The sequence below is a fragment of the Streptomyces sp. CA189 genome (assembly GCF_056428985.1).
This window is the reverse complement of sequence record NZ_JBWJVM010000014.1, coordinates 159638-172479: the sequence shown is the minus strand read 5'-3', so window position 1 is coordinate 172479 and position 12842 is coordinate 159638. Positions and strand designations below refer to the sequence as shown.

The following is a 12842-nucleotide window of genomic DNA, read 5'->3' as shown; positions in this document are numbered from 1 at the left end:
TGCTCGAAAAGCACGGCTACAGCGTCCAGCCCGCCGGAATGCGCTTCACGACCGCCACCGCGATGCTCAACGCCGTCGCCCCGCCCGATGCCCCGGCGACACCCGCACCTTGATTCTTTACGGCTTCACGCGGTGAAAAGCCTGTTCAGCTCGGTGAGATGCTCAATCTGGCCGACACGTTCCTCAGCGAGCTCGACCAGGAACTGGTCACGGACGGTGCGGAAGAACCGCTCGATTTTCCCTCGCCCCTGAGGCCGTCCGGGCTTGGAATGGGTGAGGCGGACGGCCAGGGACGTGCACGCTCGCAGCAGCCAGGTGTCCACGAAGGCGGACCGTTGTCGACGTAGATCGATTCGGGGACTCCGCGGGCAGACAGTGCCGGCCGCAGGGCGGCGGCCAGGCGGACGGTGTCCTCGGCGAACCCGAACCGGTGGCCCACGATCGCCCGCCTGTGGTCGTCGATGAACGCGAACAAGTACGTCTTGCGGCCGCCGCTTTTGGGCCCGTGGAGGGCGTCCCCGGTCCACAGTTCGTTGCCGCGGGTGGCCTCGAACCGGCCGAACACGCTCTTCTCGCCGCCGGCGCCGGTCAGGCCAGCGTCAGCGAAGTGCCACTGCAGCGTCCGGTCGGTCGGCGACCAGCCCTGTGTCGTCCGCAGGATCCGCAGGATCCGCGCGGGCGGGGTTCTCCTTCTTCAGCGCGGCCGCAAGGTCCAGCACCTCCACCGGCGTCCGCGGGGTAGCCTGCCGCTGGGCCGGCACCAGCGTGGGAAACCCGCCCGCGTGGTAGTGGCGGGCCCAGCGGTCCAGCGTGCCGCGGGCGACCCGCACCTGACGGCCGAACGGGTCGGTGTGCTCCTTCGCGGGCGAGCTTACCGCGCTGGCGTGTCGTGAGCTTCGTGTCGATCAGGTCCGGGATCAGGCCGTAGCGGAACAGGCCCACTTGCCGGGCCCGCTCCGCCCGGCGACGGTCCTCGTCCTCACTCGGTGACATAGGCAACCCACCCCGCGTCTCGAACAGAGCCCGCCGCTTCGCCGGCGGACACGATCAAGACTTCCGGCACCCTCCGATCCCGCCCAGGGGCGGCCCGTGTTGATCAACTAGCCGAAGAAAGCGAGGTCAGCAGCCTGCCGCCTACCGCCTACCGCCCGCCCAGCGAACTCCCACCGCGACACCGTGAGCATCTGAGGCCACTTCGTCGCGGCCGCCCGATGGGCAGCCGCGACCACCGAGACCGCATCGGCGAGCGTCGACGGCGCCGCATCCGGCATCACCGGGTCGTCCGCGAGCGCGACCAGAGCGACCGTGAAGTGCCGGCGTACTGCCTCTGCCCGTCGGCGAAGGCGCGCAGCCAGCCACGGACCGTGCCTTCGGCCAAGCCCAGGTGGGCGGCGATTCGGCGATGGCCCATGCCCAGGGCAGCTATCTCCAGCCCGGACCCGATCACCACGCCCGCATCCACCCGCCGCGGCCAGAGGGCCTCCGCCAGAAGCACGTTGGTGAGCTTGCAGCCCGAGCAGCGCGTACGGCGCGGCCGCAGAAACAACCGGGCCCCCAGACCACCCCGGATCTCCTGGGGGTGGCCATGACCCCACGGCGCCAGGGCCGAGGAACACAGCGGACATGCCAGTCGGCTGGCTCGCAGCTGTCGCTCGACAAGCAGCACGTCCGTGTCCACGATCAGCACGGCAGCCTCCGCAACCCCCACGACGGCTGCAGCGTTGGGATGCTCGTTCTTTTCGCCCTCGCCGGCGTCATCGGTGACTGGGCTCCTGCCGTATGAGCCTCGAACTCCGCAGCTGAAGCTGAGCTTGTACGGGGACACCTCGACCATCGCGTTCGTGTTCACGGTGTCGTCGCACACGAAGAGACATCCAAGTGCCAGACACGACCACGGCCGGTGTGCAACGGGAGTGACGCCGTCACCCCGCTTCATGACCACGCAGAGAGTCGTCTAACAGTTCACGTCTGTTTGCGCCCTGTGGCTGGTTGGTGGCCGACGGAACTATCGAAACATGTCTCGCCAGCGGCCGTATCCGAGTGACCTGTCCGATGCCCGATGGGGACTACTCGTGCCCATTCTGGCGACCTGGCGGGCCGAGCGGCGAGGGAAGGGCCTGGACATCGTGCGGCCGCCCGAGCACGACCTGCGCCGGATCATGGACGCGCTCTCGTATGTGGATCGGACCGGGATCCCCTGGCGCTACCTTCCCCACGACTTCGCACCGTGGGAAACCGTCTACGGATACTTCGCCGCCTGGCAGAAGGACGGCATGTTCGACCAGCTCAACGGCCTGCTCCGCCGACTGGTCCGTGAGGCCGCAGTCCGGGACGCCGAACCGACGCCCAGAGCGTCAGGACGTCCGCCAACGTCCCGGCCGCCGGCCAGGGCATCGACGCGGGCAAGAAGATCGCAGGACGTAAGCGCCACATCAGCGTCGACACCCTCGGCCTCCTCCTCGCGGTGTGGGTCACCACGGCCAGCGTCTCCGACAACGCCGGCGGCATCCACCTGCTCTCACACATCACCAAAGCTCACCCCCGAATCATCAAGGCCTGGGCCGACACCGGCTATCGGACCAAGGCCATCGACCACGGCGCCCGCCTCGGCATCGACGTCGAGGTCACCCGCCGCGACCCGGGCCAGAAGGGCTTCAAGGTCATCTCTCGGCGATACGTCGTCGAGCGGACCTTCGGCTGGCTCATGAACCACCGCCGCCTCGCCCGCGACTACGAAACCCACCCGCCCCGCTCCGAAGCGATGGTCCGCCTCCCGATGATCGACCTCATGAGCCGACGGCTCACGCGCGAATCCACCCCGAACTGACGCGACGCCTGAGCATGCTGTGCCGCGTCACGCCACTTCGTCGGGCACTTGCGAAGCACTGTGAACCACTGCTCCACCAGGTCAAGCGCTCCTTCAGGAGGCCGAGTTCTGGGCAGGGCATCCCCCGTAGATGTACGGGTCGATTTCGTTGCCCTTCCTGTCACAGAGGTGGAAGCAGCGGCCGTTGGCCCACACCGCTACCGAATCCCGCCGGTGGTCAACCTGGAACGGCTCGTCCCCAAGCTGCGTCCCGGGCCATGAAGCATCTCCCTCAGAAGCATGAGTGACAACGACGCACGTCTCCTTCGGCAAGATCCGATGGACGTCACCCCAGGGCTCCAACACCAGATCCAGCGGTACCTCGTCGTCGTTGCTGACTACCAGCCGCGCCGTTCTCCCCGCGAACATTTCCATCACCCCTCCTTGGCCGTTCGGGCGGCCACGCGCACAACTGCTTCCTCGGTGCGCACGCGGCACGATCCTCACACGCAGGATCACCCGAACCAAGCGTCTACGCCCGAGTTACCAAAGACCCCAGCTGGGATGAAACGCTCTTTCAGGGCTTCTGGCGTCTGCTCGTGGGGTTGTCCTGGCGGGAGGGGCCGAGCAGGGCCAGGAGGACGGTCCCAGCGGCTCCGATGGCGAGGGTCCAGGACAGGCCGGTGAGCGCCGAGGCCGTACCGAGGGTGAACGCGACGACGAACGGCACCGTGAGGAACGTGACCGTGGTTCCCAGAAGGATCCGGGTGAACCTGCCGAAGACGGGCCCCACCAGGAAGCCCAGGCGCCATGCCCGCAGGGCCATGCCCGCGGTCACGGCGACGAAGAGCAACAGCATGAGGCTGTAGCCCACCCGCTCGCGTCCCACGTCCAGGGGACCACCCACGGCGGCCTCGGAGGACCCGTCGGCCGTGGTGAGGAGGGAGCTGCGGTTGTCGAAGACCTCGACCGTGACCCGGGGGTCCTTCAGCAGGCGCCCGGCCGTGCCGGCGCCAGCCGTGACGTACCACGGCCGCCCTCCGTCGTCCGGGGTGAAGACGAGCGAACTGCTCCTGCTCGGCATCGGCAACGTCCCTTGCTGCCGGAGCTGTGAGGCGCTGCCGGCCACCGTCTTCCGGCTGTGCTGCGTGGCCCCCGACAAGCAGGCCGGGGCCGTGTCGTACGCGTCGAGTTGCCGAACGTCCCGCCACGCCACCGCCCCGACGAGCACCGACGCGGCCAGGCCCACGACGGTGAGGAGGCCCAGGACGGCGGCCCACGCCTTTCGGCGGGGACGGGGGGAAAGGCCGAGGGGCTGGGCGGGCACGGGCTCTCGTGCGTTCGCGGAGGTCATGTGGATCGAGTTGATCACGGGGAAAAGCCTGAGGCCAGGGCCCGACGTCCCTCGTCGTTCCGGTCTGTGAAACGGCGGCCTGTTCGCCGGCAGAGCGCTGTCGCAGGCCACGCCGGAGGACCGATCCACAACGGGGAGGGGGATCGAGCCCGGCCGGCCCACGGAAGCGCGATTCGCCCGAGGCGGGTCCAGTCAGCGGTAGGGGCTCCAGCGTCCGTAGCGGGCCATGAGGTTGCGTGCGGCGTCCTCGTCGAGTCCGAGGTGGGTGGCGGCCTGTGCGGTGTCCAGCTCGCTGGCGGTATTGCGGGCAGCCCAGTAGCCGACCCGCTCGGCGGTGACCTCCAGCCGGCGGGCCGCGCGTACGGCCGCGACCGGGGAGGTCTTGGTCAGTTTGTCGATCTCCTCCTCCAGCCGTTCCAGGAGCGTGGTGACGGATTCGGGCAAGGGGATGGTCTGTGCTTCGACCTGGACGGTGTGCTCGTCCCAGTCCCTGGCGCACGCGTCCGCTTGATCGTCCCCGCCGTCCACGAGGTCCTGGTCGCCGATCGCCTCCCAGTCCACGCGGCGGGCGGGGCCGGTCCAGCCGCACGAACACACCGCGCGCAGGGCGGCGGCGCGCGGTCCGCGGGTGGAGCGGCCGTCGTAGACGCTCCACTGCGCCACCGCTTCTCCTCCCGAGCCGGAGCCGCTGTCGAAGTACACGGGCCCTGGGACGGTGCCGTCGGGGAGGAGTACCCCGACCGCGCCGGCATGCGATGCGCCGAACTCGTCCGTCGTCCACGTTTCGCGCCTGCCCACAACGCCCTCCTCGCCCCGCCCTGTGTTCAGGCGGCCCGGTATCCGAGCTGTCTGAACACGACGATGGCGCATGGGGCCCCGAGGCAGGCCCGTATTCACGAAATGGTGGGCTTTCAGCCCCACCATCTGCCCGGGACCGTTTCCACGGCGTCTTCGTGGAAGGCGAAGCCGCCCTGGCCGCCTGCCTCGCTGCCCAACTTCTCGATCGCGGCGCCGACGGGCTTCAGGACGGGTCACCGCTCGGCGTCGGGGCAGCGGGCCAGGGCGGTCGGCTGACCCGTGTCGACGGCAGCCGTTGAGGAAGTGGGCGGCCGCGGGCGTCGGGGTCCAGCGGTTCGGCGCGGCGGCGGCCGGTGACCTGCCGGTCGGAGGTGCGCCTGCGCTCCCGGCGTTCGGACCACGCGGCGAGCGGTTCCGGTTCCCTGCCAGCGTCCACGTCGCCCCTCCTATCGCCGACGTGCCCCGGGGAGCAGGTCCCCGGGGGCGTCCAGCCATGGGGTCTCACCGGCGGGGGCCCACCGTCAGTCCGAAGCGGTCAGAGGCTGGGCTGCCGGCCTTGTGCCTCCCACCACCACTCGTAGGCCGCCTCGACGGCGAGCTGCTCGGTCTCCCAGCGGGTGAAGAAGTTGTTCCCGCCGTAGATCGGGCGCAGCACCCAGAGGGTGCCGCCGGCCCGGACGTCGGTGGCGATGGCGGCGCGGTCGTCGGGGTCGGTGACCTCGTCGCCGACCCAGGCACGGGCGGACACCGGGTGCCTGCGGGCAGGTCCGGCGCGAGGTGTCGCAGGTGCTGGACACCGCCGGCCTGAGCTGACGCCACGTGGGCGGCCGGGCTCCGACGTGCCGATCAGAGTTGCCGGACGGAGGACTGGCTGCGTGCTCCAGATCCTCGTGAACGTGGGGCATGTGCTCAGTGATCCCCCACCATGTGGGTGGAGCAGGCCGGGAGCTGTACCCGGCGTTCGCCTCGAATATGGGTGAGATCCTGAACGGATGAACGAGACATCCGCTGCTCGGGCGACCGCCGGGTGGCCGCTGGCCGCGGCCGGGGAGACCGATTGGCTGCGGGAGCTGGCCGGCGATGACGGGCTCACCGGCTTCATGCCGCCGGCACTGCCCGACGGCGCCTGGGTGCTCCACTCCATGTACGAACACGAACTCGGGCCGACGGACATGTCCTACGTCGCGTATCAACGAGCCCTGCTGAACGGCGGCGGGCCCGAGATCATCCCGGGACTCGACCCCGCGGATGTGTTCGGGGGCACGGTGGGCGAGCCCCCCGTCCCCCGTTGGCGTCGGCTGCTCTGGGCGGAACTCTCGCGACGGACCGGCGACCCCGTGGCGCCTGAAGGCCAGTTGCCCTGCTACCGCTCCTTCCCTTCGCTCCGCGAGCCGAGCGGCTGGCCTGTCGGCATCATGGGGCCGTCCGAGGGCCGCCTGGACCGGAACGACTGGAACCGCTTGGTCGACATCCTTACCGAGCACAGTCCGCAGGGTGGGGAAACCCGCTGCCTGGCCTACTACAGCCCGCTGCTCCAGAGGGCTGAGGACTTCGACAACGTGCACGTCCGGGCCGGGGCCCTCGCGGACGCCAAGGCGTTGTACGACCACTCCGAGGAGGACAACTGGACCCCGTCCAACCTCTGGGCCCATGACCGCTCCTGGGTCCTCTGCACGGACTACGACCTCTGGGCCACCAAAGTGGCGGGCCCCGCCCCGCTCGTCGAGGCCCTCTTGGCCGACACGGACATCGAGGCCCTTCGACTGCCCTGGGCCGGCTGACCCCGCCCGCCGGGTGCCGGATCGGGCAGGTCGCCGATGCCTGGCGTCTACGGCGGAACATCGCGGATGCAGTGGAGAGAACGGTCGGATCCCACCACGGGTGCAGCATACGGGCCGCGTTCGCGGTGACCCCGGTCACGGCGGAGGCAACCGCGAGGGGCCTGGTCACTCCAGAACCGTCCGGGCCGGTGGCCGTGCCGCTCGTACCGCCGCACGGCATGCTCGACGTCGGTCGCCAGCCCCGGCGTCTGGTGGCCGTACGACTTCACGGGTTTCGACAGCATGAGGTTCTGGGGCTGACCGCGGCCGAACCGTGGAGACGACTGCGTCCGCTGGGTTAGGGCCGATATTGCATGGCGAGCAGGCCCCAAGCGGGGCAGGGTGTGGCGTGATGATCTATCACGACGAGACGTCCCGCTCCCTGTCCTACGCCCGCCACGACACGTTGGAAGGGCTGCTGCAGCGTGGCCGGGGGCTGGGCGCGGAACGCGCACGGTGTGAGCCGGGGGCCGCCGCTCCGTTCGTTTACGACGGGATCCGCCGGGACTGGAAGTGGGACTACCAGACCGACACCCGCCACCTCTACCAGGCACGACTGATCCGGGACCTGAAGCTGTCGCCCACGCCGGTCGTCGACCAGCTGGCGGGGGACGAGGAGGAGTTCTCACGGGCCGCCAACGTGCTGGAACAGCTCGCCCTCACCGGCTCGGACGAGGCCCGGGAGGGACTTCGGGCGTACGTCCGGGAGGGCGAGCACTGGGTCCGCGTGCTGGAGTCGGTCGCGGACGGCTGGCCGGCCGAGTGGTGGGAGGACCTGGGCGACGTCGCGCGTGCCCGCATCGGCGCGGAGGAGGATCTTCCCTGGTCCTTCGAGCCGTGGAACCGGTTCGGGATCGAGGTGCCTGGCAGCCGGTTTCCTCCGCGGCCGTCGTTGGGCGGGCTGGACGACGAGGAGTTGCTCGCCCTTCTGGCCGCCGACGGCACACAGTCCGCGACGAAGGTCGACGCACTGCGCGCACTGGCCGGCCGGGAGCCTGCCGAGGGGCTGATCCCGCTGGTGCCCTCGCTCGGTACCGGGGACGGCCGCCGGGCCCTGCCCTCCCTGCGGCGGGTGGTCGACCGCCTCGGTGTCCTCGCCGTGCCGGCGGCGCGTGGGTGGGCCGTGGACGGGCGGGAGTGGCTGGCCGGGCTGGGGGCGGACGTCCTGGCCGACCACCCCGGGCCTGAGGCGCTACCGGGGCTCGTGGCCGAACTCGCCGAACAGTGGAAGGCGCGCGCCTGGTGCGGTCCCGACACGACGGCGAGGAGACTGGCCCGCTTCGGACCCGAAGCCGCCGAGGCCGTGCCGGTCCTCTGGGGCTACTGGCGGCACACCCCGCACTCGTACGAGCGCGCTGACTACCTGAAAGCGCTTGGCGCGATCGACCCGTCCGGCTTGGACGACGCGTACACCGAGTCGCTCTGGGACTGTGAGAAGCGTGCACGGCTGCTCGGCATCGCCTCGGCACCCCACCACCCGCAGACCTTGCAGCGGATCGAGGCGCTCCGCGACGACCTGATGGAAACACCAGAGGTACGGGCCGCTGCCGGAGCACGGTTGGGCCCTGTAGCCAGCCCTGCGTTTCCCTGACCCAACTCGGACGGCAACGGTGAAGGTCGGCGCATGCACGATCAGCGAGATCAGGATCAGGGCGGCGGCGAGCCGGAGCGCAGGCAGGCCTCCTTGCCTGCTGACATCGCTGACGGGGCTGGAGAGGCTGAAGCGGTGGTGTTCGTGTGTGCGACGTGTGGCATACGGCTGACGGGCCCACTCAGACGGCTGCCCGAAATTCCCGATGCTCCCTACTACGAATGGTGGGAGGCCGATGAGCCGGGGCCGTCACCCGCGACCGTGCCGTCGGGCTGCTACGCCATCGAGACGGAGCCGTACGGTGCGCCCCTGGCCGTCGCCGAGGTGCCCGGGCCGGTGATGCCGCGCCTCGGGCAGCGCTGGAACGTGGACAACAAGCCCTTGGTCTCGCAGGGCCCGCGGGGCAACATCGTCATCAACCCGGACGACTCCTGCGGCCTGGAGCTGCGGCACGCGTCCGCGGCCTGCTGCGGAGCGACCCCGGGCGGTGGGATGAACCAGTTGTGCGCCTGCGGAACCCTCGTCGCGACGCTCTGCTCCGACTGTTGCCTGCCCTACGAGTTGCACCTCTCGGCTGACCACGTCCGCGCGGTGCTCCCCTGAGGACGGCTCGTACTCGACGGGGGTGGTGAGGGCGTCAACGGCCGCGCCGGCTGCGCGCGCAGTACCTCGTTGGGGCGACGCGGTGGTTCTGCGTCCGAGAGCGCGTCTGGGCTCCAAGCCTCAGCCGTGCACTCCATATCGGCACGGGCTGAGCGAACGTTGTCCACCTCGGACGGGGCCTCGGTTCCGGGGCGCGACCGGCGCCGCTGGGTCGTCGCCTGCCCATGGGCTGGGCCCTGACCTGGACCTCTACCAACTCCCCCACTGTCCGGCTGAGTACGCGTACTCAGGTGCCGCATACCGGACTCCTCCATGCTGGGGCGCGAACGCCGGACCGTCTCAGGAGGACATACGCATGGACCATGCCCTGCAGCTGCGCACTGCCACGCCCGGGGATCACGACTGGATCCACGAACTTCGCCACCGGGTGTACGCGGAGGAGCTCGGCCAGCATCCGGTGGATCCGTCGGGGAGGCTGAGCGACGGACTCGACGGCGACAACGTCTATCTCGTGGCCGCACGCGGCGAGACGCGGATCGGCTTCGTCAGCCTCACCCCGCCGTGGGTCGGCCGCTACTCCCTCGACAAGTACCTGACGCGCGAGGAGCTGCCGGTCCTGACCGAGGAGGCTCCGTTCGAGATCCGCGTCCTGACCGTCGAGGAGCACTGGCGGTCCACCGCGGCGGCGCCGCTCCTCATGTACGCGGCGCTGCGCTGGGTCGCGGCGCGGGGCGGGCGCCGGGTGGTGGCGATGGGACGCACGGAGCTGCTCGACATGTACCTCGCCGCCGGGCTGCGGCCGTTGGGGCGCACGGTCCGGTCGGGCGCGGTGTCGTTCGAGGTTTTGAGCGGCTCCGTGGCCGAGCTGACGAGGACGGTCGCGGAGCGCCACGGACGGACCCTGGAGCGGCTTCGGGCGGGCCTCGACTGGCGGCTCGACGTGCCCTTCGCGCCGCGTGCGGACGGCTGTGAGCACGGCGGGGCGTTCTTCTCGGCGATCGGCACCGACTTCCGGACCCTGACCCGCCGTCACGAGGTGGTCGCGGCGGATGTGCTGGACGCCTGGTTCCCGCCGTCTCCGGGGGTCCGCGCGGTCCTTTCGGAGGATCCGGGGTGGGCGGCCCGGACCTCGCCGCCGACGGGCGCGGAGGGATTGCTCGCGGAGATCGCCGGGGTCCGCGGGCTGCCGGTGGAGTCGTTGGTCGTCGGGGCGGGCTCGTCCGATCTGATCTTCCGGGCGTTCGGCCGGTGGCTGACGCCGGGGAGCCGGGTGCTCCTGCTCGATCCGGGGTACGGCGAGTACGCCCATGTCACCGAGCGGGTGATCGGCTGCCGGGTCGACCGGCTCCAGCTGCGCCGGGAGGACGGCTGGCTGCTCGACCCGGCCCGGCTCGCCGCCGCGACCGGCGACGGACGGTATGACCTCGTGGTGGTGGTCAACCCGAACAACCCGACCGGCCGCCACGCCCCGGCCGACGCGCTGCGCGCGGTGATCGAGGCCTCGCCCGTGCGGACCCGGTGGTGGATCGACGAGGCGTACCTGGGCTATGTCGATCCGGAGGACTCGCTGGCCGGACTCGCCTCGACCGACGCCCGGGTCGTGGTCTGCACCTCGCTGTCGAAGATGTACGCGCTGTCGGGGATGCGGGCCGCTTACCTGGTGGCCGGTCCGGAGACGGCCGGGGAGCTGCGGCGCTGGACGCCGCCGTGGCCCGTGAGCCTGCCGGCCCAGCTGGCTGCCGTGACGGCGCTGCGCGACCCCGCGTACTACGCGGAACGCTGGGCCCGCACCCATGTGCTGCGCCGGGGTCTGGCGTACGACCTCGAGGAGTTGGACGGGTTCTCCTCGGTCGACGAGGGGGTGGCGAACTTCCTCACCGTGACCCTGCCGCCGGACGGGCCGAGCGCGGCGCGGCTGGTGCGCGAGTGCCGGCGGCACGACGTGTTCCTGCGTGACCTGTCGCCGATGTCCCCGGCGTACGAGGGGCGGACGGTGCGGATCGCCGTCCGCGACACGGCGGAGAACGCGCGGATCGTGGCGGCGTGCCAGAGCGCCCTGGACGCGCTGCGCGCGCCGGCCGCAGTGGTGTCGGGTGCGGGGCGGGCCTCCCGGTGACGACGGTCGCCGGTCTCGTGCCGTACCTCGGCGGGGCACTGGCGGTCGGAGGCGTCGCGGTGGCGGCGACCCGGCGCCGTGAGCTGATGGTCCGCTGGTGCGTGTGGGCGGTCGGAGTGCCCCTGGTGACCGCCGCGTTCTGGCTCGGTCCACCGGGGATCGCGGTGCTCGCGGCCGTGGTCGGTGTGGTCGCGGTGGCGGAATTCGGCGGGCTGCTCCGGCTGGGGCTGGTGGACCGGCTGGTGCTGGGCGCGGCGATCGTCGGACTCGTCATGACCTCCTGGCTGGCCCCCGGGGAGGTGCTCCGGGTGGCGGCGGCCGGGGCGCTTGCGATCGCCGGGGTGCCGTTGCTCTCGGGCGACGCGGAACACGGACTCCGGCGCCTGGGGGCGGGCCTGTTGGGGCTCGTGTGGCTGGGCGCCCTGGCCGGCCTCGTACCGTCCGGCGCCCTCGGCCTCGTCCTGTTCGTGGCGGTGTCGATCGCCGACATCGTCGCGTACGCGGCGGGTCCCCGTCTCGGGGGCCCCCGGCTCTCCCCGCTGTCGCCCGCCAAGCGGTGGAGCGGCACGCTGGCCGGGGCCGCGGCCGGTCTCCTCACGCTGGCCGTGCTGTCCTCCCTGACGTGGCAGACGGCGGTGGCCGTGGCGATCGGCGGCCCGCTCGGGGACCTGCTGGAGTCGATGGTCAAGCGGGGTGCCCGCGCCAAGGACGCCGGCCGGTGGCTGGCCGGCTCCGGCGGCCTCCTCGACCGGATCGACTCCCTCCTCGTCGCTCTTGCGGTGCTGTTGGTACTGGAGTGAGCCACGGGGCGGGGTGACCCGTGGTGGACGGCCCGGGTGGCGGTGGCGCGGTCGAGAACCGAACAGCAGGTCGAGGAGGGTTGCGGGATATCGGGTCGGTCCGTCCGAGCCCGAGCCGGTGTCGAAGTACACCGGATCCGGAACGGGGCCGTCGGCCAGGAGGACCCCGACCGGGCCCTCATCGCGGTGACGCCAGCACCTCAGCACGCTCTGACACCGTGGAGCAGCGGCCCCGCAGTTGGCCCGTCGGGGCAAGTGGGCGCTCGGCAACTGGCCGGGTAGAGGAAGCGGGCCGCTCTCCTCCGGCGTCACGCAGGCGGTTTCAGCTCAGCAGAGGATTGCCCCGGAGGTTCCCTTCCCCGCACGGCCAGGGGCCCTCGGCCAGCGGGCCCGGCGGTGTGCGGAAGACCAGGACCTGCTTGTCCAGGGAGATGACGACGCTCCCTTCGCTCAGCAGCAGCGCGCGACCGATGACTGGTCGGCTGTCGGCCATGGAGAACAGTTCGTGGCAACTGAGGTCCGTGTCCACGGCGAGCAGCTTGCCGTCTCGCCAGAACACCGCGGTTCCCTCGCAGTCCATCGCGGGAGCGGACGTGTAGATGCCCGTCAGCGCCGGCCCGTCCACGAGACTGTTGTCCGGTGCGAGCCGCCGGAAGCGCGATCGCGAAGGCAGGCGGTTCTCGAGCTCGGGTCCTCTGACGCTGCCGTCCCTGTCGACGAGCATGGCCCCGTGGCTGGCCCAGCGCGCGGTTTCGGCGCCGTCCCGGCTGAAGCAGCCGGTCGTGAACGCGCCGTAGCCCTGGGATCCGATCAGGAACTGGCCAGGGCCCGCTATCGCCTTTCGGCCCGTGGGAGCGGGAGTCGTGGCCGACACGGCCTCGCCGCGTCCGCATCTTGCCGCATGCCCTGCGGACGGCCCGCACAGGAATTCTCCCGAAGTCATCGCAGGACGGC

The 12842-nt window shown here is 71.1% G+C and carries 12 protein-coding genes and 2 pseudogenes; 6 read left to right on the top strand and 8 right to left on the bottom strand.

Annotated features, from left to right (window positions below):
* Positions 1–125 precede the first annotated feature (125 nt).
* From AC061S_RS14690 to AC061S_RS14680, 3 genes and pseudogenes are all read right to left on the bottom strand, one after another.
* A complete protein-coding gene (locus AC061S_RS14690) occupies positions 126–323 on the bottom strand; it encodes an integrase core domain-containing protein (RefSeq protein ID WP_478686363.1) in 198 nt (65 codons plus the stop codon).
* A 65-nt stretch (positions 324–388) separates the two neighbouring features.
* Positions 389–565 (bottom strand): annotated as a pseudogene (locus tag AC061S_RS14685) (DDE-type integrase/transposase/recombinase); the annotation flags it as partial.
* A 705-nt stretch (positions 566–1270) separates the two neighbouring features.
* Positions 1271–1864, bottom strand: a complete 594-nt coding sequence (locus tag AC061S_RS14680) for a hypothetical protein (RefSeq protein WP_478686362.1) — start codon at positions 1862–1864, stop codon at positions 1271–1273.
* A gap of 151 nt (positions 1865–2015) precedes the next feature.
* On the opposite strand from AC061S_RS14680, the pseudogene AC061S_RS14675 reads away from it, so the two are divergent.
* Positions 2016–2827 (top strand): annotated as a pseudogene (locus AC061S_RS14675) (IS5 family transposase).
* A gap of 556 nt (positions 2828–3383) precedes the next feature.
* On the opposite strand, the gene AC061S_RS14670 reads toward AC061S_RS14675, so the two are convergent.
* The 4 genes from AC061S_RS14670 to AC061S_RS14655 form a co-directional block, all read right to left on the bottom strand.
* On the bottom strand, positions 3384–4178 hold the full coding sequence (locus AC061S_RS14670) for a hypothetical protein (protein ID WP_478686361.1): 795 nt from the start codon (positions 4176–4178) through the stop codon (positions 3384–3386).
* Between the two features lie 174 nt (positions 4179–4352).
* Positions 4353–4958: a hypothetical protein gene (locus AC061S_RS14665; protein WP_478686360.1), complete on the bottom strand. Its 606-nt coding sequence runs from the start codon at positions 4956–4958 to the stop codon at positions 4353–4355.
* A 223-nt stretch (positions 4959–5181) separates the two neighbouring features.
* On the bottom strand, positions 5182–5394 hold the full coding sequence (locus AC061S_RS14660) for a hypothetical protein (RefSeq protein ID WP_478686359.1): 213 nt from the start codon (positions 5392–5394) through the stop codon (positions 5182–5184).
* Positions 5395–5493: 99 nt separating this feature from the next.
* Positions 5494–5706 (bottom strand): hypothetical protein, encoded by a 213-nt coding sequence (locus AC061S_RS14655; protein ID WP_478686358.1) that lies wholly within the window; start codon positions 5704–5706, stop codon positions 5494–5496.
* Positions 5707–5950: 244 nt separating this feature from the next.
* Between AC061S_RS14655 and AC061S_RS14650 the strand changes: the two genes are divergently transcribed.
* From AC061S_RS14650 to AC061S_RS14630, 5 genes are all read left to right on the top strand, one after another.
* Entirely contained in the window at positions 5951–6739 is a 789-nt protein-coding gene (locus AC061S_RS14650) for a hypothetical protein (RefSeq protein ID WP_478686357.1), read from the top strand.
* A 391-nt stretch (positions 6740–7130) separates the two neighbouring features.
* Complete coding sequence (locus AC061S_RS14645; RefSeq protein WP_478686356.1) at positions 7131–8369, top strand: hypothetical protein; 1239 nt, start codon at positions 7131–7133, stop codon at positions 8367–8369.
* Positions 8370–8630: 261 nt separating this feature from the next.
* On the top strand, positions 8631–8972 hold the full coding sequence (locus AC061S_RS14640; RefSeq protein ID WP_478686355.1) for a hypothetical protein: 342 nt from the start codon (positions 8631–8633) through the stop codon (positions 8970–8972).
* Positions 8973–9327: 355 nt separating this feature from the next.
* Complete coding sequence (locus tag AC061S_RS14635; protein WP_478686354.1) at positions 9328–11088, top strand: aminotransferase class I/II-fold pyridoxal phosphate-dependent enzyme; 1761 nt, start codon at positions 9328–9330, stop codon at positions 11086–11088.
* Complete coding sequence (locus AC061S_RS14630) at positions 11085–11888, top strand: phosphatidate cytidylyltransferase (RefSeq protein WP_478686353.1); 804 nt, start codon at positions 11085–11087, stop codon at positions 11886–11888. The genes AC061S_RS14635 and AC061S_RS14630 overlap by 4 nt, the downstream gene beginning before the upstream one ends.
* 322 nt (positions 11889–12210) lie before the next feature.
* On the opposite strand, the gene AC061S_RS14625 is transcribed toward AC061S_RS14630, so the two are convergent.
* Entirely contained in the window at positions 12211–12762 is a 552-nt protein-coding gene (locus AC061S_RS14625; protein ID WP_478686352.1) for a hypothetical protein, read from the bottom strand.
* Positions 12763–12842 lie beyond the last annotated feature (80 nt).

What these genes read in the sequence shown, in the direction of transcription:
- AC061S_RS14650 (WP_478686357.1), top strand. Translation starts at nt 5,951, where the DNA reads ATGAACGAGACATCCGCTGCTCGGGCGACCGCCGGGTGGCCGCTGGCC.
- AC061S_RS14645 (WP_478686356.1), top strand. Translation starts at nt 7,131, where the DNA reads ATGATCTATCACGACGAGACGTCCCGCTCCCTGTCCTACGCCCGCCAC.
- AC061S_RS14635 (WP_478686354.1), top strand. Translation starts at nt 9,328, where the DNA reads ATGGACCATGCCCTGCAGCTGCGCACTGCCACGCCCGGGGATCACGAC.